The organism is Pseudomonas sp. RT4P38 (assembly GCF_054897765.1).
Genome location: NZ_CM142703.1, coordinates 3,913,784 through 3,939,756 on the forward strand (window position 1 = coordinate 3,913,784; position 25,973 = coordinate 3,939,756).

Here is a 25,973-nt window from a genome sequence, read left to right on the forward strand (position 1 = left end):
TGGCGGAGCAACAGTTGGGCGCGGCTAAGGACCGGTTTCACTGCGTAAATCCTGCGGCGCGTTCCCGGAATGGACCGTGCAATCCCCCAACTGTTCAATGCGAGAGCAAGTCTCTGGATCGGCATTGGCGCAATGCGCGGACGATGGGCAATCAGCTGTAGGAGGACAACTTTATAGGTAAGATATCGGCCCTTCCCCGCAGCCCTGTCCTGCACCCCGCCGAATAAGCAGACTCCATGCCTTTCGAACTCAGTGTTGACCTCACCACCCTGGCCATTCTGGCCCTTGTCGCTTTCATTGCCGGTTTCATCGACGCCATTGCCGGCGGCGGCGGTCTGTTGACCACCCCGGCGCTGCTGACCGCAGGCCTGCCGCCGCACCTGGTGCTGGGCACCAACAAACTTAGTTCGACATTCGGCTCGGCCACCGCCAGTTTCACCTTCTACCGACGCAAGCTGTTCCATCCCAGGCAGTGGATGCACGCCATTGTCGGCACGCTGGTGGGCGCGCTGACCGGCGCCGTGGTCGCTCACTACCTGCCAGCAGAGTGGCTGAACAAGATGCTCCCGGTGATCATTTTCGCCTGTGGCCTCTACCTGTTGTTTGGCGGCACGCCGAAAGCGCCGCTGGACAGCGACGCACCGATCAAGAAAAAGTGGCAATCGACCCAAGGCTTCGGCCTCGGGTTTTACGACGGCGTGGCCGGCCCCGGCACGGGTGCGTTCTGGACCGTCAGCACGATGCTGATGTACCCCATCGACCTGGTGAAGGCCAGCGGCGTGGCGCGCAGCATGAACTTCGTCAGCAACATTGCGGCACTGTCGGTGTTCGTGTTTTCCGGGCAGGTGGACTGGATCATCGGCCTGAGCATGGGCCTGTCGGTGATGGTCGGGGCGTTCTTCGGGGCTCGCACCGCCATCAGCGGCGGTGCGAAGTTCATTCGCCCGGTGTTCATCACCGTGGTGCTGGGCTTGACCGTGCGGTTAGCCTGGCAACACTGGTTCAGCGTGGCCTGAGCGCCGCGCCACATAGACGTCGATCAGGTATCGGGCAATCGAGCGTGACGCCGGCAACGGCGGCAAGTCGCGTACGTTGAACCACTGGGCGTCTTCGATCTCGTCTTCCTGACACACGATCTCGCCACCGGCGTATTCGGCGTGAAACCCCAGCATCATCGAATGCGGGAACGGCCAGCACTGGCTGCCCATGTACTGGATGTTCTTGACCTCGATCTGCACTTCTTCGCGAACCTCACGAATCAGGCAGTCTTCGGCCGACTCGCCCGGTTCGGCAAACCCCGCCAACGTGCTGTAGATCCCGGTGACAAAGCGCGGCGAACGGGCCAGCAGGATTTCATCGCCACGGGTCACCAGTACAATCATGCTTGGCGAAATGCGCGGGTAGCTGCGTAAATCACACGGTTCGCAATACATCGCCCGTTCCCGGGTCACCTGGGTCATCGCCTGCCCGCAGTTACCGCAGAAGCGGTGTTCGCGGGCCCAGGTGCCGATTTGCGCGGCATAACCAAGCACCTTGAACACCGTATGATCGCCTTCGAGCATGAACGCCCGCAGACCTTTCCAGTTGCAGCCCGGCACTTCGCTGTGACTGCGCAGTTCCAGCAGGTAGACCGGCTCGCCATCCAGATGGCCGATGCCATGTTCAGCGAGAATCGACAAATCCTGGCGCTTGAGCCATTCGCGGGGGAACAGCGCGCCATTGTCATCGAACAGAAAACCTTCGGGGCTGCGGGCCACGGCCCAGCCGCCGGGTTGGTCGGTGTCCAGTACTGCGGTGGTCCAGCGTGAAATCATTTTTAATCAGTCCAGAAATTCGGGTTTCTGTTTGCTCATATGGGCGGCCATGGCCACGCGCAGATCGGTGGATTGCAGCATGGCGGCGTTCCAGGTGGCGACGTATTCGAGGCCGTCGTCGATGCGATGGTCGCGCATGTAGCTGATCATCTCTTTGGTGCCGGTGATCGCAATCGGTGACTTGCTGGCGATCTCACGGGCAATGCCCATGACACCGTCGAGCAGGCTGGCGGTGTCGTTGTAAACACGATTGACCAGGCCCATGCCACGCGCTTCTTCGGCACCGAACGTGCGACCAGTGTAAGCCAGTTCACGCAGCATGCCGTCACCAATGATCCGCGGCAAGCGTTGCAAAGTGCCAACGTCGGCCGCCATGCCGATGTCGATTTCCTTGATCGAGAATTGTGCGTCTTCGGCGGCGTAACGCATGTCGCAAGCCGAAATCAAATCAATGGCGCCGCCCAGGCAATAACCCTGAACCGCCGCCAGTACCGGCTTGCGGCAATTGTCGACAGCATTGAAAGACGCTTGCAGGGCGAGGATCTTGCGGCGCAGCAGGCGCGCGTTGCGCCCCACGTCCTTGCCCAGTTCATTGGCCACGCCAGCCAGCATCATCAGGTCGATGCCAGAAGAAAAATGCTTGCCCGCACCACTGAGGACCACCACCCGGACTTCGTCAGTGTCGTCGACCCACTGGAAAATCTCGATGATCTCGCTCCAGAACGCGGCATTCATCGAATTGATTTTTTCCGGCCGGTTGATCTGCACATGGGCGATTTTATCGGCCAGTTCGACGGTGAACGCAGTGTACTGAGACATGGCAGTGATCCTTTTACCGGGCAGAAAATGAGGCCCGAACTATAACAAGGCATCCAGGCAGGCCGTAAGGCAGCGGTTCGGACAAAAACGGGACTTGCCCGTTGCGCACCACAACAGTGCGCGAGCATTGCCGCGCTTCGCACATTCATGTGACATCTCGACTATTTTTTGAGGCAAAACGGTGAAAAAACAGGCCCTTCGTCGGTGCGTTTCTCCCTCTAAACGGTACGTCCGTACCTCTTTAAACCGATTGTCGAACAATTTTGCCATTTGACCTCCCCCGCTCTAAGTTCTGGCCTAGACTCATTTCCGCGGGGCGAAACCGGCGGGTCACAAAGCGCAAAGAAAGTCGAAACTTTTGTCGCTCGTGACGGGTCAGGTTAATGGTAAGTGCGTTGCAACTGGTGCAATCCTTGCAGCGTCTACTCCAGCCATTCTGCTTCAACGCATTGGCAGCGCTTGCTCTCCGATGCGTAGCGCGTTTGCGCCCGGCCACAGGAATTGGCCACGAAACACCGTTTGTGCCAGACCTAAGAATTAGATCAACAACACGGGAGATTCATATGATCAGTGCGGCTTTAGATATTCAGGGAGAACGTGCTCATCAGCAGGTCGGCGAAACGAGCACTGTGAGCGCCCCCAGTCACCTATCGATCAGCGTACCCGGCACCAAGACGCTGACACCGGTGGCCAGTCAGAACCCCAACAAGAAGAAAGTGCTGTTCGTCACCTCGGAGATCGCCGATCTGGTGAAAACCGGTGGTCTGGGCGACGTTTCCGCAGCGCTGCCGCGAGCCATGGCGCATCTGCATGATGTGCGTGTGCTGATTCCCGGTTACCCGCAAGTGCTGAACAGCGAAAACCCGATTCATATCATTGGTGAGCTCGGGGGTCACGCCGCGTTGCCCCCCTGCAAGATCGGGCGCATGGACATGCCCGACGGTCTGGTCATTTACGTGTTGATTTGCCCCGAACTCTACGAGCGCGAAGGTTCGCCTTACGGTGCCAACAACGGCCGTGACTGGCCGGACAACCACATTCGTTTCGCCCGCCTGGGTCTGGCCGCCGCCGACATTGCCGCCAATCTTGCACAAATCCACTGGTGCCCGGACCTGGTACACGCCCATGACTGGCCAGCCGGGTTGGCGCCCGCCTACATGCACTGGCGCGGACAACGCACGCCGACGCTGTTCACCATTCATAACCTCGCCTATCAGGGCGTGACCAGTCTTGGGTCGTGCCCGGAACTGGGTATTCCCATGCATGCCTTGCAACAGGAAGGCATGGAGTTCTACGGCAAGATGTCGTTCCTCAAGGCTGGCATGGCCTATTCGAGCCACATCACTACCGTCAGTGCCACCTATGCCCAGGAAATCACCACCCCGGCCTTCGGCTGCGGTCTCGACGGTTTTCTCGCCGCCAAGACCCAGCAAGGTCTGCTCAGTGGTATTCCCAATGGCATCGATGAGAGTTGGGACGCGGCCACCGACACGCACCTGTTCCGCCCCTTCAGCATCGGCGACTGGGATGGCAAAGCGGTCAACGCTGCACACGTCCGTGAGCTGTTTGGCCTTGACGATAGCGAAGGTCCGCTGTTCGCCGTGGTGTCGCGACTGGTCTATCAGAAGGGCCTGGACCTGACCGAAGCCGTCTCCGAATACATCGTCAAATCTGGCGGGCAGATCGCAATCATCGGTCGTGGCGAGCCGGAAGAAGAACAAGCCATGCGTGAACTGGCCCTGCGTTTCCCCGGCCAGATCGGCGTGCGCATCGGTTTCAACGAAACCGACGCCCGTCGCATGTTCGCCGGCAGTGATTTCCTGCTGATGCCTTCGCGTTACGAGCCTTGCGGCTTGAGCCAGATGTACGCCCAGCGCTTCGGTTCGTTGCCGGTGGCACGCAACACCGGTGGTTTGGCCGACACCATTGAAAACGGCGTGACCGGTTTCCTGTTCGATGAATCCACGGCCGAGAGCTATCAGGAAGCCCTGAGCCGGGCATTTAAGATATTTGCCTTCCCCGACCTGCTCAATGCCATGCGCTGCCGGGCCATGGCGGCGCCTTTTAACTGGTGCAAGGCGGTCGAACCGTACGCCGAACTCTACGAACAGCTTGTCACTAAGGCATTGGGTAAATCGGGCAAACATTAAGAAAGAGGTTTTCAAAGATGCCGTTACGGACCCTTGAGACCTGGCCCCACGGCGCAATCATGCTGGACGCAGAGCACACGCGTTTTGCCTTGTGGGCGCCAGATGCGTTGTACGTCAGCGTCGAACTGGAAGATGGACAATCCTTGCCGCTAATGCCTCAGGCCGATGGCTGGTTCGTGATCAACACCTGCTGCCCCGCTGGCACGCGTTACCGCTACAACATCGACGGCGAGCTTGCGGTGCCCGACCCGGCCTCCCGCGCGCAGGCCGGTGATATCGACCGCCACAGCGTGGTGGTCGATCCACTTGCCTATCAATGGCAACACAGCGCCTGGCTTGGGCGGCCGTGGAATGAGGCGGTAATCTACGAATTGCACGTCGGTGCGCTCGGCGGCTACAGCGAAGTCGAGCAGCACCTGGCGCGCCTCGTGGAGCTGGGCATCAGCGCGATCGAATTGATGCCGCTGGCGCAGTTCCCCGGTGATCGCAATTGGGGTTACGACGGGGTTCTGCCCTACGCCCCCCAAGCCTCATATGGCACTCCCGAACAACTCAAACACCTGATCGACACCGCCCACGGCCATGGCCTGGCGGTGATTCTCGACGTGGTCTACAACCACTTCGGCCCGGACGGCAATTACCTGCATCACTACGCCAAGGGCTTCTTTCGCGAAGATAAGCACACCCCGTGGGGCGCGGCCATCGACTTCCGGCGGCGCGAGGTGCGGGACTTCTTCATCGACAACGCGCTGATGTGGTTGCTGGAGTACCGCTTCGACGGGTTGCGCCTGGACGCGGTGCACGCCATCGAAGACCCGGACTTTCTGCAGGAACTGGCGCAGCGGATCCGGCAGCAGACCGATCCGGCGCGGCATGTGTGGCTGACGATCGAGAACGAACACAACCAGGCCAGCTTGCTGCAAGAAGGGTTCGACGCGCAGTGGAACGATGACGGCCATAATGCCTTGCACGTGCTGCTGACCGGCGAAACCGATGCCTATTACGCCGACTATGCCGACAATCCCACCGAACAATTGGCGCGGTGTTTGAGCCAGGGGTTCGTATTTCAGGGCCATATCGACCGACACGGCGAGTCCCGTGGCGAGCCCAGCGGTCATTTGCCGCCCAGTGCTTTCGTGCTGTTTCTGCAAAACCACGACCAGATCGGCAATCGCGCCTTCGGCGAACGGCTGCATCAGCTGACCAACCTGGACGCGTTACACGCAGCGACAGCGCTGTTGCTGCTTTCACCGATGATCCCACTGATGTTCATGGGCGACGAGTTCGCCGCCAAAGAACCATTCCTCTTTTTCACCAGCCATCACGGTGAACTGGCGGAACTGGTTCGCGAAGGACGACGTAACGAGTTTGCCGCATTCAGCGCGTTTGCCGATCCTCACAAGCGCAAACAAATTCCCGACCCGAACGCGCCACAGACCTTTGAAGCTTCCCGACCGACGCTGACGGCACCCCAGGGCTGCGCGATGCATGACCTGTATCGCCAGCTGTTGCAGATCCGCCATGAGCAGATCATCCCGCATCTGCCCGATACCCACCCATTGGGTGCCGAGGTACTGGCCGAGGGTGCTGTGACTGCGCGCTGGCGACTGGGCAACGGCAGTGAGCTGCGCATTGACCTGAACCTCAGCGACAAGCCTGTGGTCCACTCCCCACAGGCCGGTGCTTCGTTGTTGTACGAACATCCCTCGAAGTCCGCCGACCTGCTGGATCAGGGCACCCTTGCCCCGTATTGCGCGCTAGTCAGCCTCACGGCCGCAGCCCCTATGCTACCCCCGGATGGAGAGCGCCAATGAGTGATGCGCAACTGGAAATACTGGCCAGCCGAGCTGGCCTGGCTGTCGACTGGATCGACGCCAACGGCCGCCCACAGAAAGTCGCTCCATCGGTATTACGCAACGTCCTTACCGGTCTCGGCCACCCCGCCAGCACCGCACAGGAAATCGACGCCAGCCTGCTGCAATTGCAGGAAGTGCAACAGACCCGGCACCTGCCACCGCTACTCACCGCAGACTTCGGTGTCGGCCTAAGCCTGGCGCATTACTTTGAGCCCGAAACACCGTGCGAGATCCACCTTGAAGATGGCGCGCGGCTCAACCTGAAACTGGATGCCGAGGCGATGCTGCCCGGTCTGGTCCCGGTCGGTTATCAGCACGTCAGCATTGATGGACAATCATTTACCCTGGCTGTGGCGCCGACGCGCTGCTACAGCGTCGGCGATGCCGTCGACAGTCCGATTCCGCGTACCTGGGGCCTGAGCGTGCAGTTGTACTCACTGCGTCGCAGCGGCGATGGCGGGTTCGGCGATACGCAGGCGCTGGAAGACCTGGCCCGTGTGGCCGGCGAGCGCGGTGCCGAAGCGTTGGCGATCAGTCCGTTGCATGCCATGTTCAGCAACGACACCCAGCGTTACAGCCCTTATTCGCCGTCCAGCCGTTTGTTTCTCAACAGTCTGTACGCCGCACCGGGCGCCATCCTGGGTGAACGAGCGTTGCGTACCGCGATTGATGCAACCGGCCTGGCGGCAGAACTCAAGCAACTCGAAGCATCGCCGTTGATTGATTGGCCGGTGGCGGCCGAAGCCAAACATCGCCTGTTACAGGCGCTGTACGAAGGGTTTGTCCAGGGCGAACACCCGTTGCATGCCGACTTCAGCAGCTTCCGCCATGCTGCTGGCGAAGCCCTGGAAAACCACTGCCGTTTCGAAGCCATTCAAGAAGCCCGCGCCGCCAAGGGCGAAAACCTCGACTGGCGGCAGTGGCCCGAGCAATGGCAAGACCCGCGCAGCGCGGCCTTGGCCGAATTCGCCGAAGAGAACGCCGCACGCATTGGCTTCTTCGCCTTCTGCCAATGGTTGATCACCCGCTGCCTGGAGCGCGCGCAAACCGCCGCCCGCAGCAGTGGCATGAGCATTGGTCTGATTGCCGATCTGGCCGTCGGTGCCGATGGCGGTGGCAGCCAGGCCTGGAGTCGTCAGGACGAATTGCTCGCCTCGCTGACCGTGGGCGCACCACCGGACATCCTCAACCGCACCGGTCAGGGCTGGGGGATTTCCGCGTTCTCGCCCGAGGGCCTGGTACGCAACGGCTTTCGTGCGTTCATCGAAATGCTCCGCGCCAATTTTGCCCACGCCGGTGGCCTGCGCATTGATCACGTCATGGGCCTGCAACGATTGTGGGTGATCCCCAATGACGCGTCACCCGCCGACGGCGCCTACCTCTATTACCCGGTGGACGACCTGCTGCGTTTGCTGACCCTCGAGTCCCATCGTCATCAAGCCATCGTCCTCGGTGAAGACCTCGGCACCGTGGCGGATGGTCTGCGAGAAAAGCTTATCGCGCGTTCGATCCTTGGCATGCGCGTGCTGCTGTTCGAACAGGACAACGCGCACTTCAAAACGATTCTCGACTGGCCGGACAACGCCCTCGCGACCACCAGCACCCATGACCTGCCGACGCTCAATGGCTGGTGGCATGGCCGCGATATCGACTGGAATGCCCGACTGGGCCTGGTCGACGCCCCGGGCGAAATCGAATGGCGCCACCACCGTGAACGCGAGCGCGAAGGCCTGCGTCGGGTGTTGAGCGAGGATCCGCAGAACTTTCGCGAAGAGTCCCATGAAACCGATCAGGTGCTCGACGCCGCGATACGTTTCCTCGGTCATACCCGTGCGCCGCTGGTGTTGCTGCCGCTGGAAGATGCCTTGGGCATCGAACAGCAGGCCAACTTGCCCGGCACCACCGACACGCACCCCAACTGGTCCCGACGTTTGCCCGGCAACAGCGAAGCCTTGCTCGATGACCCGGATGCCGCCCGACGCCTGGAACTGCTCGCCTGTGCACGACTTCAGGCGGCCGAGCGTGACCAATGAAACAAACGATTATCCAACCGCTGCGGGCGACGCAGCGGCTGCAATTTCATAAAGGCTTCACGCTGGACGATGCGGTGCCGCTGGTGCCGTACTTCGCCAGGCTTGGCATCAGCCATGTCTATGCCTCGCCACTGCTGAGCGCCCGCGCCGGTTCCATGCATGGCTACGACGTCGTGGACCCGACCACCGTCAATCCCGAGCTGGGCGGCGAAGCAGCGTTGCGGCGTTTGGTCAGTGCATTGCGCGAACAGAACATGGGACTGATCCTCGACATCGTCTCCAACCACATGGCCGTCGGCGGTGGCGATAATCCCTGGTGGCAGGATTTGCTGGAATGGGGACGTCTGAGCCCTTACGGCGAGTTCTTCGATATCCAGTGGCATTCGCCCGATCCGTTGATGACAGGCCAGTTGCTCTTGCCCTTCCTCGGCAGCGACTACGGCATCGCCTTGCAAGACGGCACCCTGCCCTTGCGCTTCGATGCGCAGAAGGGCGCATTTTATGTCGAGCACTATGAGCATCACTTCCCGATCTGCCCGACCCATTACGGCGAACTGCTCAGAACCGATGACCCACTGAACGCCGAATCGCTCAAGTCGCTGGCAGACCGTTTCAGCACCCTGAGCTACCAGACCGACGCTCATGGCCTGGCGATACCGCTGAAAGCAGAGCTGCGTGAACTGGCCAGTGATCCGGCGATGCTGCAAGCCATCCAGCAAAACCTCAGCGCTTACGACTCGCTCTCCGCCGAAGGTTTCCAGCGCCTGCACCAGTTGCTTGAACACCAAAGCTATCGCCTGGCCAGTTGGCGCACGGCGGCAGATGACATCAACTGGCGGCGCTTTTTCGATATCAACGAACTGGGCGGCCTGCGCGTCGAACGCCCCGCGGTGTTCGAAGCCACCCACGCGAAAATCTTCGAGCTGGTGGCCGAAGGCCTGGTAGACGGTCTGCGCATCGACCACATCGACGGCCTCGCTGACCCTCGGGGTTACTGCCGCAAACTGCGGCGTCGGGTCGACAGCCTGTCGCCGGATCGGCACCTGCCGATCTTTGTCGAGAAGATCCTCGGCGAAGGTGAAACCCTGCACCGTGACTGGTCGGTGGATGGCACCACGGGTTACGAGTTCATGAATCAGCTGTCGCTGCTGCAACATGCGCCCGAAGGCGCCGACACCTTGGGCGAACTGTGGAATCGTTACAGCGAACGGCCCGCCGATTTCCGTCAGGAAGCGCAACTGGCCCGCCAGCAGATCCTCAACGGCTCCCTCGCCGGAGACTTCGAAAGCGTCGCCCAGGCCCTGTTGCAAGTGGCCCGGGATGACCTGATGACCCGCGACCTGACCCTCGGTGCGATCCGTCGGGCGTTGCAGGAACTGATCGTGCATTTCCCGGTGTACCGCACCTACATCAGCCCCCGTGGGCGTTCGGCTGAAGACGATGTGTTTTTCCAGCAAGCCATGGACGGCGCCAGGCAAACCCTCGGCGAGGCCGACTGGCCGGTACTCGATTGTCTGGCCCGCTGGCTGGGTGGTGAGTCATGGCGCAAACGCCCGCTGGGCCGGCCGCGCAAGATGCTCAAGCATGCCTGTGTGCGTTTTCAGCAACTGACGTCGCCGGCGGCGGCGAAGGCTGTGGAGGACACCGCGTTCTATCGCTCGGCGACGTTGCTGTCGCGCAATGACGTGGGCTTCAGCACCGAGCAGTTCAGCGCGCCGGTGGCCGATTTCCATGCGGCTTGCGTCAGCCGTTTCGAAGCGTTCCCCGATAATTTGCTGGCCACCGCGACCCACGACCACAAACGCGGCGAAGACACCCGCGCACGCCTGGCGGTGCTGAGCGAGCGCAGTGCCTGGTACGCCGAGCAAGTCCCGCTCTGGCAAGCCCTCGCCCGGCCCCTGCGGGACGACGACCAAATGCCGACGACGGGCGATGAGTTGATCCTCTACCAAGCGCTCCTTGGCAGCTGGCCGCTCGATTTGCGCAGTGACGATCAAGCAGCGCTTGAGCACTACACTCAACGTGTGTGGCAGTGGCAACAGAAAGCCTTGCGCGAAGCCAAGTTGCAAAGCAGCTGGAGCGCGCCGAACGAGGCGTACGAACAAGCAGTTCAGCAATTCCTGCACCGTCTGCTTCTGAGTCCCGAAGGTGAACTGCTACGCGCTGCCCTCGGCAAAGCAGCCAAGAGCATCGCCGTCCCCGGCGCACTCAATGGGTTGGCGCAAACCTTGCTGCGCATGACCGTGCCGGGGGTACCGGACCTGTATCAGGGCAACGAGTACTGGGACTTCTCGCTGGTCGATCCTGACAACCGCCGGCCGGTGGATTACGCCAGCCGTCAGCAGTCGATGCAGGTGCCGTTGGAATTGCCTGAGCTGCTGACTAACTGGCGCGACGGGCGCATCAAGCAAACCCTGATCGCTCATGTGTTGAACCTGCGGCTCGAGCACACCGAACTGTTTCGACGAGGGGCGTATCAAGCCCTTGAAGTCGTCGGCAGCCAGGCTCACCGGGTGCTGGCATTTGCTCGCTCGCTGCAAGGAAAACGAGCCATCGTGATCGTACCGATACGCTGCGCCGAATGGCTGAAAAACAGTGCCGAACCACGGATTGACGCGCCGCTGTGGGGCGATACACGGGTCAAATTGCCGTTCACCACCCCTGATGAAAATTTGAAGGGACTTTTTTTCAGCGTGGCAGTCACACCCCAAAGGGAGCTGGACATCAGCACCGCGCTGGGGGATTTCCCGATCAATCTTTTTATCCAAACTACCCCAACTTGAGTTCAGTTCAGGAGCATTGCGATGAGTACCGACGAAAAACGCATCCGCGAATTTGCCTATCAGATCTGGGAATCGGAAGGAAAACCCGAGGGTCACGAAGCCCGCCACTGGGAGATGGCCCGCAAACTGGCTGAAGCCGAAGCCCTGGCACCGAGCAAGTCGCCCAAAGCCGCTGGCAGCAAAACCGCCGGCGCCAAGGCCCCGGCCAGCAAAACCAATGGCAAGGCAGCGGAGCCAAGAACCAAAGCCAAGCCCGCCGCTGCCTCCAAGGTCATCCCGCCGGGCGAAAAAGCCAACGAGAAAAAGCCTCGAGCAGCGCGTAAACCGCCCGCTGTCTGACGACTCTCACCGTTGACCTGATTGATTTCGTGGCGAGCCCTCTCGCCACCGAGGGCTCGCTCGCCCTCAAAAAAAACCAGAGCCAAGAACTGTCCCCCCTTTGCAGGAGCACCTATGAGCAGTCCAAAAAAAGCCGCGCCAGAACCTCACGTCGAGGCCTCGCGAATCCGAGAAGGCTTGCCCTTCCCGCTGGGCGCGAACTGGGATGGCCTAGGGGTCAACTTTGCCTTGTTTTCCGCCAACGCCACCAAAGTCGAGCTGTGCATCTTCGATGATGCCGGCGAGGTCGAACTGGAACGCATCGAACTGCCGGAATACACCGACGAGATCTACCACGGCTACCTGCCCGACGCCCATCCGGGGATGATCTACGGCTACCGTGTCTACGGCGCGTACGACCCGGCCAACGGTCATCGCTTCAACCACAACAAACTGCTGATCGACCCCTACGCCAAACAATTGGTCGGTCAGTTGAAATGGTCCGAAGCGCTGTTCGGCTACACCATCGGCCACCCCGACGCCGACCTCAGTTTCGATAAACGCGACAGCGCCCCGTTTGTTCCCAAGTGCAAGGTGATCGACCCGGCTCACACCTGGGGCCACGACCATCGGGTCAGCGTGCCGTGGGACAAGACGATCATTTATGAAACTCACGTACGCGGCATCAGCATGCGCCACCCTTCCGTCCCCGAGAATGTACGTGGCACCTTCGCCGGGTTGATGGTCGATGACGTGCTGGAACACATCCGCAAGCTCGGCGTGTCGACGGTGGAATTGCTGCCGATTCATGCCTTCGTCAACGACCAACATCTGTTGCACAAAGGCATGACCAATTACTGGGGCTACAACAGCATCGCGTTCTTTGCCCCCGACCCGCGCTACCTGGCCAGCGGCAAGATCGCCGAGTTCAAGGAGATGGTCGCGCACCTGCACGAAGCCAATCTTGAAGTGATCCTCGACGTGGTCTACAACCACACCGCCGAGGGCAATGAGCAAGGCCCGACCCTGTCCATGCGCGGCATCGACAACGCCTCCTACTACCGCTTGATGCCCGACGACAAGCGCTTCTACATCAACGACTCCGGCACCGGCAACACCCTGGACCTGAGTCACCCGTGCGTACTGCAAATGGTCACCGATTCCCTGCGCTACTGGGCGTCGGAAATGCACGTGGACGGTTTCCGCTTCGACCTGGCGACCATTCTCGGGCGCTACCACGATGGGTTCGACGAACGTCACAGCTTCCTCGTCGCCTGCCGTCAGGACCCGGTGCTGCGCCAGGTGAAGATGATTGCAGAAGCCTGGGATTGCGGCCCTGGTGGTTATCAGGTCGGTAACTTTCCACCGGGCTGGGTCGAGTGGAATGACAAATTCCGTGACACCGTGCGTGCGTTCTGGAAAGGCGACGACGGCCAACTGGCGGACTTCGCCAGTCGCATGACCGCCTCCGGCGAGATGTTCAATCAGCGGGGTCGGCGGCCGTATGCCTCGGTCAACTTCATCACCGCCCACGACGGTTTCACCCTTAACGACCTGGTGTCGTACAACGACAAACACAACGAAGCGAACGACGAGGACAATCAGGACGGCAGCAACAACAACCTGTCCTGGAACCACGGCGTCGAAGGCCCGACCGACGATCCCGAGATCAATGAGCTGCGTCAGCGGCAGATGCGCAACTTCTTCGCCACGCTGCTGCTGTCGCAAGGCACGCCGATGCTGGTGGCCGGCGACGAATTCGCCCGCACCCAAGAGGGCAACAACAATGCCTATTGCCAGGACAGCGAGATCGGTTGGGTCAATTGGGACCTGAGCGAAGACGGCAAGGCCCTGCTCAAGTTTGTAAAACGCCTGATCAAGTTACGCCTGGCCTACCCGATCCTGCGTCGTGGACGGTTCCTGGTGGGCAATTACAACGAGGACATCGGCGTCAAGGACGTCACCTGGCTCGCGCCGGATGGCAGCGAAATGTCCATAGAGCAATGGGAGGAAGGCCATGGCCGCTGCCTCGGCATGCTGCTCGATGGCCGCGCCCAGGAAACCGGTATCCGCCGCAAGGGCGCAGACGCCACCCTGCTGTTGGTGGTCAACGCGCATCACGACATCGTCAATTTCCTTCTTCCGGAAGTGCCTGACGGTGGTTTCTGGACCTGCATGATCGACACCAACCAACCGTCGATTCGGGGACAGGAACGCTTCGAGTTCGGTCACGAATATTCGGTCACTGGCCGTTCGCTGCTGCTGTTCGAATTGCAGCGTGAGGAAGAAGAGTGAAATGGACCTTCAGGAATTTCTCCAGCGTCGGCCAGCGGATGATCCCGGCAACCGCTGACCGGATAAAAAACATACCGGATGGAACATCGAGGCGACGAATAGACTGACATGAGCAATACTCTGCTCGCGGCAATCCAGGGTTTGGAGCGCTGCACATTGCTATCCAACGAGAACAAGGACGTAACCCATGAAATCGGTTTCCATCAACGAAAGCAGCCTGCCAACACAGATCTGGAACAGCGCCCCGCAACTGGACAACATTCCTGTCATCAGCACTCAGACCCTGGTTCCCGCCGGCGCTCGCGCTGTGGTGATAGCCCCGCATCCCGGCGATGAAGTGGTGACCTGCGGCGGCCTGCTTCAGTTGCTCAGCTCCCTGGGTCATCCCCTGCAATTGATCTCGATTACCGATGGCAGCGCCAGCCATCCGGGCTCGCAACAGTGGTCGGAAAAACGCTTGAGCGTGTTCCGCCCCCAGGAAAGCCTCGAAGCCTTGCGCCGGCTCGGGTTGCCGATGCACAGCCTGAAGTGGATTCGTGGCGGCTTCACCGACAACGCCCTGGCCGAACGGGAGTTTCAATTGACTCAATTCATTGCCCGTTATTTACGCCCCGGGGATGTGGTGTTCAGCACCTGGTGCAAGGATGGAAATGTTGACCATGACGCCGTCGGCCGGGCCAGCGTCAAGGCCGCGGCCATGGTCGGCGCGTCGTTCAACGAAGTACCGGTCTGGGCCTGGCACTGGCCAACTCGCGATCGAGGGCTCATCCCGTGGCATCGTGCGCGCAAGGTGCGCCTGGATACCTGGACCGTCGCGCGTAAAAGCCACGCCACCCACGCCTACGCCAGCCAGCTCGACGGCGAACCGGCCATCGGCCTCGCCCCGCTGCTGCCCCCGGTGCTTCTGGAGCGGATGCGGTTGCCTTATGAAATTGTGTTTGTTTGAACGAAAGACGCTGAACTGCTCGCCCCCGTATCAGTCGCATACATAAGCAGCCCTGATTCAGAGGAGTGAAGCGTGACCAGTGATTCCAAGTGGCAGGCCGTCGAATCATCTCCATTGAACACGCCCCCGGCGATTCATCGACTGAGAGTGCTGACGGTCAATACCCACAAGGGTTTTACCGCACTCAACCGACGTTTCATTCTCCCGGAACTGCGTGAAGCGGTACGCAGTACGTCGGCGGATCTGGTGTTCCTGCAGGAAGTCGTCGGTGAACACGACCGCCATTCCTCTCGCTACAACGAGTGGCCGCAGACCTCACAATACGAGTTTCTGGCCGACAGTATGTGGAGCGACTTCGCCTACGGTCGCAACGCGGTCTACCCCAACGGCCACCACGGCAATGCCCTGTTATCGAAATACCCGATCCGCGAACACCGCAACCTCGACGTCTCAATCACCGGCCCCGAACGTCGCGGCCTGCTGCATTGCGTACTGGACGTACCGGGGCACACCGAAGTCCATGCGATCTGCGTTCACTTGAGTCTGCTGGAAAGCCATCGCCAACTGCAGCTCCAGCTACTTTGCCAATTGCTCGAATCGTTACCCGACGATGCGCCAGTGATTATCGCCGGCGACTTCAACGACTGGCAGCTGCAAGGCAACACAGCCCTCGCCCGACGTGACTACCTGCATGAAGCCTTCGAGCGCCACCACGGTCGTCCGGCGAAGACGTATCCGGCGCGCTTCCCGCTGCTGCGTCTGGATCGGATCTATCTGCGCAATGCCAGCAGTCATGAGCCGCGAATACTGGGGCACAAACCCTGGACGCATTTGTCGGATCATTTGCCGTTGGCGGTGGAAGTGCATCTGTAGCGGTTCAACCACGAGCCGAAACGAATCGTCGGTTTCAACCTCATTATTGACAGTAATAAACAGCGAGAATCAGTCAGCAATTGGCTCAATCCAAGCAGTTTGAAGACCGACTGTCGGCTGGCGAACGTCTCTGATTCGCGGGTTTTGCGATGATTTTTCGTACAAACAAGAGCTTAGATAAACGCATAAAAACAAACAGTTGCAACGGCTAAATTAACCATACCGCTCATCGTCCATTTTCTTGACGCAGTGCCATCGGTCTTCTTAGCTTCACGGTACTACCCCCGGAAATACCATCAGGGGCAAACCTCCAGACACCCGCAAAATCGGGCGGTCAGAGGCTTGCCCCACTACATTCGGTCGCCCCTCATTCGGGGTAGGAGAGACGCCAGAGCGAGATACGGCATGCGATTGCAAGGTAGACCTCCATGAAAACTTCATTCACCCAACAAGAGATCAAAGTCACTTTTTGCACTGTCTCGAGTTCACTCCTTCTGTGCTCATCCATGGAAGTACAGGCAGGGCCGGCAGAGGATGAAACCACGCCCTGGTACCGCCAGGATGTTCCGGTCATGACCTTGCCCACCGTCACGATCACCGCCCCCTACCCCGGCCATTTCAGCGCCGCCTCCGATACACGAAGTTCACGCCTGACCATCGAAGACGCCGCACCTTCGGCCTGGGATCAGCTATATGGGCAGGCTTCGCGGCAGGCGCAAACCGATTTTCTGGCTCACGGTTCTTCTAACCCTGGCAGTAGCGAATTCAAAGGCCCGGCGATCCTGACTCTGCAAAGCGGTAGCGGTCATACCCAGCGGGTCGGACTGGTCGGCGGCATGACTCAGTTACAAGGCAACAACAACGGGCTGCTGACCAGTCGCGCCCTCGCCGACCCCGCCCATGACACCCTCAACCTCGAAGGCCAGAGCCTCGGCGCCTACTGGAGCCTGACCGGGCCCCAAGGCTGGCACGTGGACTTGACGGCCAGCGGCGGCCGGGTCAACGGCTATAGCCGTAATGACCAGGGTGCTCGGCAAGTGACTGAAGGCAGTGCGGTGACGTTGTCGGTGGAAGGTGGTTTCCCCATTGGTCTGAGCGATAACTGGGTAGTCGAACCGCAGGCGCAGTTGATCAATCAACGCATCACCCTGGACACCCCGTATGCCGGGTCAGGCAATGCCTCGTCCAGCGAGCTGACGTCCTGGAGCGGCCGGGTCGGTGCACGGTTGAAAGGTAGTTACGACATCAACGGCCTGGGGGTCGAACCCTATGTGCGAACCAACTTGTGGCACACGGTGTACACCGGCAATACCGTGAACCTCGATCAGGTCGAGAAGATCAGCAGCAGCCGCTATTCATCGACCGTCGAAGTGGGTTTGGGCTTGGTGGCCAGAGTGACACCTGCCGTGAGTCTTTACCTCAGCGCCGACTACAGCAGTGCGGTGGATGAAAATGATTTGAACGGGTTGATCGGCAGTTTGGGTGTGCGGATGCGCTGGTGAAGATCCGGCTTGAAGAAATGTTTTGTCAGGGCTGACGCCATCGCGAGCTTGCTCGCGATTGGCCCCACCACCCATCTAACTAACCCGCACCGCCACACATGCCGCATTTGAGCTTTCCTTGCAAAGACCGCCACAAAGAAATGAATAATTGTTCACCCTGTGGTGTTCACCTCTCATCGCCCATGAGAATTGCCAATGAACAATCCAAGCCTGAACTCGCCGACACGTTACGACCGCCTGACCATGAACCTGCATAAACACCGGCAAGGCCTTGAACTATCGCGGCTATGCCACGCGTAAACTGGGGCGAACCGACGAAGGCATCGGCTATTACCTGCAATCGGTCAAACTCGACCCAAAGTACGCGCAAGTGCATGAATACCTCGGCGAAGCTTATGTCATCAAAGGTCAGCTGGACCTCGCTCAGGAACAGTTAAAGCAGATCAAGTCGATCTGCGGCAACACCTGCGACGAATACCAGGACCTGGCGGAAGCCATCAACGATTCATCGAAAACCTGACACACCGAGCAGACGGAGGTCGCCATCGCCAGCGATCAGGCAATACGGGCAGAACTGGGCCAGCACCTGGCGCGACTATGGCGCTACGGCCTGCTGTTGTCCCGGCAACAACATGTCGCCGAGGACCTGGTGCAAGCGACCTGCGTGCGGGCGCTCGAACGTGCCGGGCAATTTATCCCCGGCACCCGCATGGACCGCTGGTTGCTGAGCATTCTGCATTCGATCTGGCTCAACGAAGTCCGTGCCCGAAGGGTGCGCCTTGGACAAGGGCTGGTGGATGCCGACAACGCCTTGTCGTTCGATGGCGAATACGCGGCGCAAACCCATGTCCTCGCGGCCCAGGTGATCCGGCGTGTGGATGCCCTGCCCGAAACCCAGCGGGAAACGGTGTTTCTCGCCTACGTCGAGGGTTTGTCCTACCGCGAAGTGGCCGAAGTGCTGGACGTGCCAATTGGCACTGTCATGAGTCGCCTGGCCACTGCACGCGCAAAACTGGCCGAGTACCCGCCCTTGCACACCGTGCCGAACCCTTCCACTGGAGAACGTCGATGAACGACCACGCACCCCCGACGAGACCCTCGGATGAGCAACTGGTGGCCTACCTCGACGACCAGCTCGACACCGAACAGCGCACCCGCATCGACACAGCTATCGCCGAGGACCCGACGCTCAACCTGCGCCTGCAATGGCTAGCCCGCAGCAGCCTGCCGTTCAAGGAGGCCTACGATGAATTAGATCGACAGGCGCCCATGGATCGCTTGCAATCGATGCTCGACACCTTGCCTTCGCCTGAACGTCCGGCCATGAATCGGCGTTGGTTTCTCGCCGCGGCCGCCGGGTTGGTGGTGAGTGGCGTGGTGGCGGATCGGCTATTCCTCGGCTGGCAGTTGAGTCAGCAAAATAACAACTGGCGCGGGTTGGTGGCCGACTACATGTCGCTTTACGTGCCGCAAACCCTGGACCACTTGCCCAGTGACGAAGCCGCTCACCGGGCGCAACTGCGGACCATCGATGCGCGTCTGGGTTTGAATCTTGTGCCGGCGCAACTGGCCTTGCCGCGGTCCGAGTTCAAGCGCGCGCAAATCCTCGAGTACGACGGCGTCGCCATTGCCCAGATCACCTATCTGGACCCGGCGCACGGCCCCATGGCGCTGTGCGTCACCCGCTCCAACAGCGGCAGCCGGCATTTCGCCCAAGAGCGCCGGCACGGGATGAACATTGTCTATTGGGCTGACATGGAACATGCCTGGATGCTGATCGGGCATAACCCGACGGCGGAATTGGAGGACATGGCGAAATTGTTGAGACGTCGGCTGAGCGCGTAGCAGCTGTCGAGCTCGCGAGGCTGCGTTCGGTTTGGCCGCATTCGGACGCAGCAGTCGGTAATAACAGGCAGCGAGGTTTATCAGGCAAACCGCGCACACAGGACTTGCGAGGACTTCGGTCGAGCGCGACCCCGGCTCGAAGGTACCCTCGCAGGTTCGACAGCTGCTACACAGTGGGCGTCAGGCTGAGGTGGGCAACCACAATCTGAACCGTGCGCCGCCCAGCGGCGATGCTTCAACGGTCAGCGTACCGCCCTGAGCCTCCAGCGCCCGCCGACTGATCGCCAACCCCAGACCAAACCCGCCAGTCGCGCGATCCCGACTGCGGTCCAGCCGATAGAACGGTTCGAAAATCCGCTCCCGCTCCTCATCCGGAATACCGATCCCATCGTCTTCGACCCAGATCTCACATCCCTTCGAGCACACCCGCACACCAATCTGAATGCGTTTTTCGCAGTAGCGCATCGCATTGCGCAGCAGGTTCTGGAGTGCGCGGGCAGTCAGGCGTGGGTCGAGGCTGAAGCGTTCGAGCTGGCCGTGGAGCAGCACGTCGATGACGATGTCTGGCGACTCCAATTCTTCATCGACACTCCCCAGAATGCTGTCGATGAATTCATCCAGCGACACTTCGATCTGCTCTGGCAGCCGCGCCGGGTTTTGCAGACGGCTGTAGGACAACAGTTCCAGCACCAGTTCGTCGAGTTCGCGAATGTGCGCGACCAGACCTTGCAGACGCTCGCGACTGGCGGCGGGCAAATCGTCTGACAGCGCCAGCGCCAGGCCAAAATCCAGTCGTGTCAGGGGCGTGCGCAGTTCGTGAGAGACGGCATTGAGCAGATCGCGTTGCTGGTTGAGCAGGTTTTCGATGTCGCCGGCCATGGTGTCGAAGACATTGGCCAGGCTGCCGATGTTGGAGCTTTGGGAAATCTGTGTGCGCTCGCTCAAATGCCCCTTGCCGAAACGTTCGGCCGTACCTTTGAGGCGTTCCAGGTCGCGCCAGTGCGGGCGTAGCCACAACAACAGGCAGGCGAGCATGGTCGCGCCGATCAGCACGTTGATGCTCCAATACAACAAGCTGACGTCCATCGGGTCCGGCGGTACGACCATCTCCACCACCGTCCGCTCGTTCAGCGGCGACACCGCCAGGGTGCGCCAGCCCCAGTCACCAATGCGCACGACGTTCTCGCCACGCTGCAAACGTTGCCGTTCATCAGGGGTGAAATCGGCATCGTCGTTATCGGTCAAGACGATGTGCAGCGGCTGGAATTCCTTGTCCATTTCTGCGGCCAATGCCGGCCATTGCGCCGGGGGCACGGCATGAAACTGTTTGACGATGAGGGTTTGCAGCCCGCGAGAGTAATCGAGGTTGTAGGTGACAAAGCGCTCCTGGAAGATCTTGATCACCAGATCCGGCACCAGGTAGATCGCCGCGCTGTACGAAACAATGGTTACCAGGTACAGGCGAAACAGGATTCTGAACATCGCCTCAGCATTCCCACTCGGAACGGCTGAACAGGTAACCCTTGCCCCACACGGTCTTGATCTTGCGCGCCTCGCCGGCGTGGTCGTCAAACTTGCGCCGCAGCTTGGAAATCGCCACGTCCACCGAGCGGTCGGTGCCATTGAATTCGATGCCGCGCAGACGTTGCAAAATCTGGTCGCGGCTCAGCACTTCGCCGGCATGCCGAGCAAGTACCACCAGCAGGTTGTACTCGCCGCTGGAGAGCTCGACCAATTGCTCGCGCCAGGTCACGGTGCGCTCGGAGAGGTCGATGCACAGATTGCCCATCAGAATGCGGTCGTTGGCCGTCTGTGGTTCAGTCAGGCTACTGCGCCGAAGCAAGGTCCGCACCCGGGCCAGCAGAACGCGCGGTTCGCAGGGTTTGGTGACGTAGTCGTCAGCACCCATTTCCAGGCCCAGCACCTGATCATGGCTGTCATCGCGGGCGGTGAGCATCAGGATCGGCAGCGTTGCCGAATCGGCGCGCAGCAAGCGGCAGACTTGCAGGCCGTCGAGCCCCGGCAGCATCAGGTCGAGGATTACCAGGTCCGGCGGGCTGACCCGCGCACGCTCGCGCACAGGGTCGCCACGGCTGATCACGCTGACCGAATAGCCGTTGCGTTCCAGGTAGCTGGCGATCAGTTCGGAGAGCGCGGTGTCGTCTTCGACCAGGAGGATGTTGGGCATGGGTGTTTCCAGAAGGTGCTGTCGCAAAGTCATCAAGCTGCCAAGGATATACGCCCTCACCCATGCCTGAGTAAAACCCTTACACAATTTCACACAGCGCCTACAAAGCTTCACCGCTACCCTCGTCGCCTCCCCGTAGGATGCCGGGGGTCATTATTGGGGTTTTTACATGTCAAAGAATCTGCTTGCCAGGCTCAGCCTGATTGCACTGGCGCTGACGCTGAGCGCTTGTGACAAGTCCTCCATTGCTGAAGAAAAGGCGCCTCTGGCCACGGTTCGCATAGAAACCCTCTCAGCCCGGCCCCTGTCGATCACCAGCGAACTGAGCGGGCGGATTGCTGCGCCACGGATAGCCGAAGTCCGGGCGCGGGTTGCCGGCGTGGTGTTGCAACGGGCCTTCCGTGAAGGCAGCGATGTGAAAAAAGGTGAGGTGCTGTTCCGTATCGACCCGGCGCCGTTCAAGGCAGACCTGGACAGCGCGGAAGCGGCGCTGCGCAAAGCTGAGGCCAACGCATTCCAGGCACGATTACAGGAGCAGCGTTACGCGCAGTTGATCGAAGGCAACGCCATTAGCGGCCAGGATTATGACAACGCCCGGGCCAGCGTCCGGCAAACCGCCGCCGACGTCGCCGCGAACAAAGCCGCTGTGGAAAGGGCGAAACTCAACCTCGGTTACGCCACCGTCACAGCACCGATTTCCGGACGCATCGGCCGCGCACTGGTGACCGAAGGCGCACTGGTCGGGCAGAACGAAACCACACCACTGGCATTGATTCAGCAGCTGAACCCGATTCATGCCGACCTTACCCAATCGACCCGCGAACTCAACGACCTGCGCCGAGCGTTCCGTTCCGGCCAGTTGCAACAGGTCGGTCAGGACCAGGCCAAAGCCACGCTGATCCAGGACGACGGCAGTCTCTATCCGTTGCCCGGCAAGTTGCTGTTCGCCGACATCACCGTTGACCCGGGCACCGGTCAGATCATCCTGCGCAGCGAATTCCCCAACCCGGACCTCGACTTGCTGCCGGGCAGCTTTGTTCGCGTGCGTCTAGAGCAGGCGGTCATTCAGCACGGCATCAGCGTGCCGCAACGGGCTATCCAGCGTGACAGCGCCGGTGTCGCCCACGTGCTGTTGCTCGACGCCGAACAGCGGGTCGGCCAGCAACCGGTCGAACTGGGCGCCGTGCAGAACGATCGCTGGATCGTCACCGGCGGCCTCAAGCCCGGTGATCAAATCATCACTGAAGGCCTCCAGCACGCCCGTCCCGGCGAACAGGTGCAGATCGACGACACCCCTCTTCCACTTGCCCAGGCTTCTGGTCAGTAAGCAGGACGCTTATTTATGCCGCAGTTCTTTATCGACCGCCCGGTGTTCGCTTGGGTGGTTGCCCTGTTCATCCTGTTGGCCGGCGCCCTGGCCATTCCACAGTTGCCGGTGGCGCAATACCCCAACGTCGCGCCGCCGAAAGTCGAAATCTACGCCGTATATCCGGGTGCCTCGGCGCAGACCGTGGACGAAAGCGTGGTCAGCCTGATCGAGGAGGAACTCAACGGCGCTGACCACCTGCTGTATTTCGAATCCCAGAGTAGCCTCGGCAGCGCCACCATCACCGCGACGTTTCAGCCGGGCACTGACCCGGAAATGGCTCAGGTCGATGTACAAAACCGCCTGAAGGTGGTCGAGTCGCGCCTGCCTCAGGCGGTGACGCAGCAGGGCTTGCAGGTAGAAAAAGTCTCCGCCGGTTTCCTGCTGCTGATCACTCTCACGTCCAGTGACGGCAAGCTCGACGACGTTGCGCTCAGCGATTACCTGGCGCGCAACGTGATGAACGAGATCAAGCGTCTGGACGGCGTCGGCAAAGCACAGCTGTACGGTGCCGAGCGGGCAATGCGGATCTGGATCGACCCGCAGAAGCTGATCGGTTTCAACCTGACCCCGGCCGACGTCAACGCCGCCATCGTCGCGCAGAACGCGCAGGTCTCGGCGGGTAGCATCGGCGACTTGCCGACCCGCACCACTCAGGAAATCACTGCGACCATTCTGGTCAAAGGGCAGCTGTCTACCCCTGAAGAGTTCGCTGACATCGTGTTGAAAGCCAATCCCGACGGCTCCACCGTGCGCATCGGCGATGTGGCGCGGGTCGAGATCGGCAGTCAGGAATATCAGTTCTCCACCCGCCTGAACGGCAAACCGTCGACCGCCGTCAGTGTGCAGCTGGCGCCGGGCGCCAATGCCTTGAGCACCGCGACGCTGGTGCGGGCAAAGATGGACGAACTGGCGCGCTACTTCCCGGCAGGCGTCGAGTACAAGATCCCGTATGACACCTCGCCCTTCGTCAAAGTCTCGATCACCAAGGTGATTTACACCCTCGGCGAGGCGATGTTGCTGGTCTTTGCGGTGATGTTTTTGTTCCTGCAAAACATCCGCTACACGCTGATTCCAACCCTGGTGGTGCCGGTGGCGCTGATGGGCACCTTTGCGACCATGTTGGCGCTGGGGTTCTCGATCAACGTGCTGACCATGTTCGGCATGGTGCTGGCGATCGGTATCCTGGTGGATGACGCGATTGTGGTAGTGGAAAACGTCGAGCGGATCATGGCCACCGAAGGCCTGTCGCCCAAAGAAGCGACGCGCAAGGCGATGAAGCAGATCACCGGAGCGATCATCGGCATCACGCTGGTGCTGGTCGCGGTGTTCATTCCGATGGCGTTCATGCAGGGTTCGGTCGGGGTAATTTACCGGCAGTTCTCGCTGTCGATGGCCACCTCGATTCTGTTCTCGGCGTTCCTCGCCCTGACCTTGACCCCGGCGCTGTGCGCGACGCTGCTCAAGCCAATTGCCAAGGGCGAGCATCACGAGAAACGTGGGTTCTTTGGCTGGTTCAACCGGCGTTTCGAGCAACTGACCGCGCGTTATCAAGGCTGGGTCGCCTATGCGTTGAAACGCACGGGCCGTTACCTGTTGATCTACGGCGTGCTGCTGATCGGATTGGGCGTGTGCTTCAGTCGCCTGCCCTCCTCGTTTCTGCCTGTGGAAGATCAGGGCTACACCATTACCGACATCCAATTGCCACCGGGCGCGAGCAAGAACCGCACGGTGCAGGTGGTCGAGCAGATCGAAGCCCACAACGCCACTGAGCCCGGCGTTGGCGACAGCACGGTGATTCTCGGCTTCAGTTTCTCCGGTAGCGGGCAGAACGCGGCGTTGGCGTTTACCACGCTCAAAGACTGGTCTGATCGGGGCAGCGACGACTCGGCGAGCTCGATTGCCGACCGCGCCAACATCGCGTTGAGCCAGATCAAGGACGCCGTGGCCTTTGCGGTTCTGCCGCCACCGGTGGATGGCCTCGGCACGTCCAGCGGTTTCGAATTCCGCTTGCAGGACCGTGGCGGCCTCGGCCATGCCACGCTGATGCAGGCGCGTAGCGAGTTGCTGGCGGCCGCCGAGAAAAGTCCAATCCTGATGAACGTGCGCGAAAGCGCCCTGGCTGAAGCGCCGCAGGTGCAGCTCGAAGTCGACCGCAAACAGGCCAACGCGCTGGGCGTGTCCTTTGCCGACATTGGTAACGTGCTGTCCACCGCCGTCGGTTCGGCCTATATCAACGACTTCCCCAATCAGGGGCGGATGCAGCGGGTGGTGGTTCAGGCTGAAGGCGATCAGCGCAGTCAGGTCGCCGATCTGCTGAAGATTCACGTGCGCAACAACACCGGGAAAATGGTGCCGCTGTCGGCCTTCGTCCGGGCCAAATGGACCCAGGGCCCGGCGCAATTGACTCGCTACAACGGCTACCCGGCGATCAGCATTTCCGGCGAACCGTCACCCGGTCACAGCACCGGCGAAGCCATGGCCGAAATCGAACGGCTGGTGGCGCAAGGCCCGGCGGGGTTGGGCCAGGAATGGACCGGGTTGTCATTGCAGGAACGCTTGTCAGGCAGTCAGGCGCCGATCCTGCTCGGTCTGTCGCTGCTGATCGTGTTCTTATGTCTGGCGGCGCTGTATGAGAGCTGGTCGATTCCGACCTCGGTGCTGCTGGTGGTGCCGCTGGGCGTACTCGGCGCGGTACTGGCCGTGACCTTGCGCGGGATGCCCAACGACGTGTTCTTCAAGGTCGGGCTGATTACCATCATCGGGCTGTCGGCGAAGAACGCGATCCTGATCATCGAGTTCGCCAAGAGTCTGTACGACGAAGGCCACGACCTGATCGACGCCACGCTGCAAGCCGCGCGCCTGCGACTGCGGCCCATTGTGATGACGTCGATGGCGTTCATCCTCGGCGTGGTGCCGTTGGCGATTGCCACCGGGGCCAGTTCGGCGAGCCAGCAAGCGATCGGTACCGGGGTGATAGGCGGGATGATTACCGCAACGTTGGCGGTGGTGTTTGTGCCGGTGTTTTTTGTGGTGGTGATGAAGTTAGTCCGCAAGCGGCATAAAGACCTCTAACCCACACCACCTACCCCTGTGGGAGCAAGCTCGCTCCCACAAGGGTTTGCATCGACCTCAGGGTTATGGTCACAACCGATCACCCGGGCTAAGGTGTTTGCAAAGCCCTG

The 25,973-nt window shown here is 60.6% G+C and carries 18 protein-coding genes and 1 pseudogene; 15 read left to right on the top strand and 4 right to left on the bottom strand.

Annotated features, from left to right (window positions below; genetic code table 11):
* The first annotated feature begins 236 nt into the window (after nucleotides 1-236).
* Nucleotides 237-1,016, top strand: a complete 780-nt coding sequence (locus ACYZT7_RS18095) for a TSUP family transporter (RefSeq protein WP_461971998.1) — start codon at nucleotides 237-239, stop codon at nucleotides 1,014-1,016.
* On the opposite strand, the gene nudC is transcribed toward ACYZT7_RS18095, so the two are convergent.
* Nucleotides 984-1,814 (bottom strand): NAD(+) diphosphatase, encoded by an 831-nt coding sequence (nudC, locus tag ACYZT7_RS18100; protein ID WP_462037630.1) that lies wholly within the window; start codon nucleotides 1,812-1,814, stop codon nucleotides 984-986. The genes ACYZT7_RS18095 and nudC overlap by 33 nt on opposite strands.
* 6 nt (nucleotides 1,815-1,820) lie before the next feature.
* On the bottom strand, nucleotides 1,821-2,633 hold the full coding sequence (locus ACYZT7_RS18105; RefSeq protein ID WP_462037631.1) for a crotonase/enoyl-CoA hydratase family protein: 813 nt from the start codon (nucleotides 2,631-2,633) through the stop codon (nucleotides 1,821-1,823).
* A 563-nt stretch (nucleotides 2,634-3,196) separates the two neighbouring features.
* Here ACYZT7_RS18105 and glgA point away from each other — a divergent pair.
* The 12 genes and pseudogenes from glgA to ACYZT7_RS18165 all read left to right on the top strand — a co-directional run bounded on the left by glgA (nucleotide 3,197) and on the right by ACYZT7_RS18165 (nucleotide 19,234).
* On the top strand, nucleotides 3,197-4,783 hold the full coding sequence (glgA, locus tag ACYZT7_RS18110; protein ID WP_462037632.1) for a glycogen synthase GlgA: 1,587 nt from the start codon (nucleotides 3,197-3,199) through the stop codon (nucleotides 4,781-4,783).
* Between the two features lie 17 nt (nucleotides 4,784-4,800).
* Nucleotides 4,801-6,597, top strand: a complete 1,797-nt coding sequence (gene treZ, locus ACYZT7_RS18115; RefSeq protein ID WP_462037633.1) for a malto-oligosyltrehalose trehalohydrolase — start codon at nucleotides 4,801-4,803, stop codon at nucleotides 6,595-6,597.
* Complete coding sequence (gene malQ / locus ACYZT7_RS18120; RefSeq protein ID WP_462037634.1) at nucleotides 6,594-8,672, top strand: 4-alpha-glucanotransferase; 2,079 nt, start codon at nucleotides 6,594-6,596, stop codon at nucleotides 8,670-8,672. Before treZ ends, malQ begins: the two co-directional genes overlap by 4 nt.
* Nucleotides 8,669-11,455: a malto-oligosyltrehalose synthase gene (locus tag ACYZT7_RS18125; RefSeq protein ID WP_462037635.1), complete on the top strand. Its 2,787-nt coding sequence runs from the start codon at nucleotides 8,669-8,671 to the stop codon at nucleotides 11,453-11,455. Before malQ ends, ACYZT7_RS18125 begins: the two co-directional genes overlap by 4 nt.
* Nucleotides 11,456-11,476: 21 nt before the next feature.
* The gene (locus tag ACYZT7_RS18130) at nucleotides 11,477-11,794 is read left to right on the top strand and encodes a DUF2934 domain-containing protein (RefSeq protein WP_462037636.1); all 318 of its coding nucleotides are present in this window, start codon (nucleotides 11,477-11,479) and stop codon (nucleotides 11,792-11,794) included.
* 114 nt (nucleotides 11,795-11,908) lie between these two features.
* Nucleotides 11,909-14,068: a glycogen debranching protein GlgX gene (glgX, locus tag ACYZT7_RS18135; protein ID WP_462037637.1), complete on the top strand. Its 2,160-nt coding sequence runs from the start codon at nucleotides 11,909-11,911 to the stop codon at nucleotides 14,066-14,068.
* 187 nt (nucleotides 14,069-14,255) lie between these two features.
* Nucleotides 14,256-15,014, top strand: a complete 759-nt coding sequence (locus ACYZT7_RS18140; protein ID WP_462037638.1) for a PIG-L deacetylase family protein — start codon at nucleotides 14,256-14,258, stop codon at nucleotides 15,012-15,014.
* A gap of 72 nt (nucleotides 15,015-15,086) precedes the next feature.
* Complete coding sequence (locus ACYZT7_RS18145) at nucleotides 15,087-15,887, top strand: endonuclease/exonuclease/phosphatase family protein (protein ID WP_462037639.1); 801 nt, start codon at nucleotides 15,087-15,089, stop codon at nucleotides 15,885-15,887.
* Between the two features lie 428 nt (nucleotides 15,888-16,315).
* Nucleotides 16,316-17,389 carry an autotransporter domain-containing protein gene (locus ACYZT7_RS18150; RefSeq protein ID WP_462037640.1) on the top strand — a complete coding sequence of 358 codons (1,074 nt, stop codon included), beginning with the start codon at nucleotides 16,316-16,318 and terminating at the stop codon, nucleotides 17,387-17,389.
* A 256-nt stretch (nucleotides 17,390-17,645) separates the two neighbouring features.
* Nucleotides 17,646-17,909: pseudogene (locus tag ACYZT7_RS18155) on the top strand (tetratricopeptide repeat protein); the annotation flags it as partial.
* A 54-nt stretch (nucleotides 17,910-17,963) separates the two neighbouring features.
* A complete protein-coding gene (locus ACYZT7_RS18160) occupies nucleotides 17,964-18,461 on the top strand; it encodes an RNA polymerase sigma factor (RefSeq protein WP_462041821.1) in 498 nt (165 codons plus the stop codon).
* Nucleotides 18,458-19,234: an anti-sigma factor family protein gene (locus ACYZT7_RS18165; RefSeq protein WP_462037641.1), complete on the top strand. Its 777-nt coding sequence runs from the start codon at nucleotides 18,458-18,460 to the stop codon at nucleotides 19,232-19,234. Before ACYZT7_RS18160 ends, ACYZT7_RS18165 begins: the two co-directional genes overlap by 4 nt.
* A gap of 180 nt (nucleotides 19,235-19,414) precedes the next feature.
* On the opposite strand, the gene ACYZT7_RS18170 is transcribed toward ACYZT7_RS18165, so the two are convergent.
* The gene (locus tag ACYZT7_RS18170) at nucleotides 19,415-20,716 is read right to left on the bottom strand and encodes an ATP-binding protein (RefSeq protein WP_462037642.1); all 1,302 of its coding nucleotides are present in this window, start codon (nucleotides 20,714-20,716) and stop codon (nucleotides 19,415-19,417) included.
* Nucleotides 20,717-20,720: 4 nt separating this feature from the next.
* Nucleotides 20,721-21,422, bottom strand: coding sequence for a response regulator (locus tag ACYZT7_RS18175; protein ID WP_462037643.1), 702 nt, complete (start codon nucleotides 21,420-21,422; stop codon nucleotides 20,721-20,723).
* Nucleotides 21,423-21,591: 169 nt separating this feature from the next.
* On the opposite strand from ACYZT7_RS18175, the gene ACYZT7_RS18180 reads away from it, so the two are divergent.
* A complete protein-coding gene (locus ACYZT7_RS18180) occupies nucleotides 21,592-22,749 on the top strand; it encodes an efflux RND transporter periplasmic adaptor subunit (RefSeq protein WP_462037644.1) in 1,158 nt (385 codons plus the stop codon).
* A 15-nt stretch (nucleotides 22,750-22,764) separates the two neighbouring features.
* Complete coding sequence (locus ACYZT7_RS18185) at nucleotides 22,765-25,863, top strand: multidrug efflux RND transporter permease subunit (protein ID WP_462037645.1); 3,099 nt, start codon at nucleotides 22,765-22,767, stop codon at nucleotides 25,861-25,863.
* The last annotated feature ends 110 nt before the right edge of the window (nucleotides 25,864-25,973 follow it).

Coding starts and splice junctions, on each gene's coding strand:
- ACYZT7_RS18095 (WP_461971998.1), top strand. CDS start 237: ATGCCTTTCGAACTCAGTGTTGACCTCACCACCCTGGCCATTCTGGCC.
- nudC (WP_462037630.1), bottom strand. CDS start 1,814: ATGATTTCACGCTGGACCACCGCAGTACTGGACACCGACCAACCCGGC.
- ACYZT7_RS18105 (WP_462037631.1), bottom strand. CDS start 2,633: ATGTCTCAGTACACTGCGTTCACCGTCGAACTGGCCGATAAAATCGCC.
- glgA (WP_462037632.1), top strand. CDS start 3,197: ATGATCAGTGCGGCTTTAGATATTCAGGGAGAACGTGCTCATCAGCAG.
- treZ (WP_462037633.1), top strand. CDS start 4,801: ATGCCGTTACGGACCCTTGAGACCTGGCCCCACGGCGCAATCATGCTG.
- malQ (WP_462037634.1), top strand. CDS start 6,594: ATGAGTGATGCGCAACTGGAAATACTGGCCAGCCGAGCTGGCCTGGCT.
- ACYZT7_RS18125 (WP_462037635.1), top strand. CDS start 8,669: ATGAAACAAACGATTATCCAACCGCTGCGGGCGACGCAGCGGCTGCAA.
- ACYZT7_RS18130 (WP_462037636.1), top strand. CDS start 11,477: ATGAGTACCGACGAAAAACGCATCCGCGAATTTGCCTATCAGATCTGG.
- glgX (WP_462037637.1), top strand. CDS start 11,909: ATGAGCAGTCCAAAAAAAGCCGCGCCAGAACCTCACGTCGAGGCCTCG.
- ACYZT7_RS18140 (WP_462037638.1), top strand. CDS start 14,256: ATGAAATCGGTTTCCATCAACGAAAGCAGCCTGCCAACACAGATCTGG.
- ACYZT7_RS18150 (WP_462037640.1), top strand. CDS start 16,316: ATGAAAACTTCATTCACCCAACAAGAGATCAAAGTCACTTTTTGCACT.
- ACYZT7_RS18165 (WP_462037641.1), top strand. CDS start 18,458: ATGAACGACCACGCACCCCCGACGAGACCCTCGGATGAGCAACTGGTG.
- ACYZT7_RS18170 (WP_462037642.1), bottom strand. CDS start 20,716: ATGTTCAGAATCCTGTTTCGCCTGTACCTGGTAACCATTGTTTCGTAC.
- ACYZT7_RS18175 (WP_462037643.1), bottom strand. CDS start 21,422: ATGCCCAACATCCTCCTGGTCGAAGACGACACCGCGCTCTCCGAACTG.
- ACYZT7_RS18180 (WP_462037644.1), top strand. CDS start 21,592: ATGTCAAAGAATCTGCTTGCCAGGCTCAGCCTGATTGCACTGGCGCTG.
- ACYZT7_RS18185 (WP_462037645.1), top strand. CDS start 22,765: ATGCCGCAGTTCTTTATCGACCGCCCGGTGTTCGCTTGGGTGGTTGCC.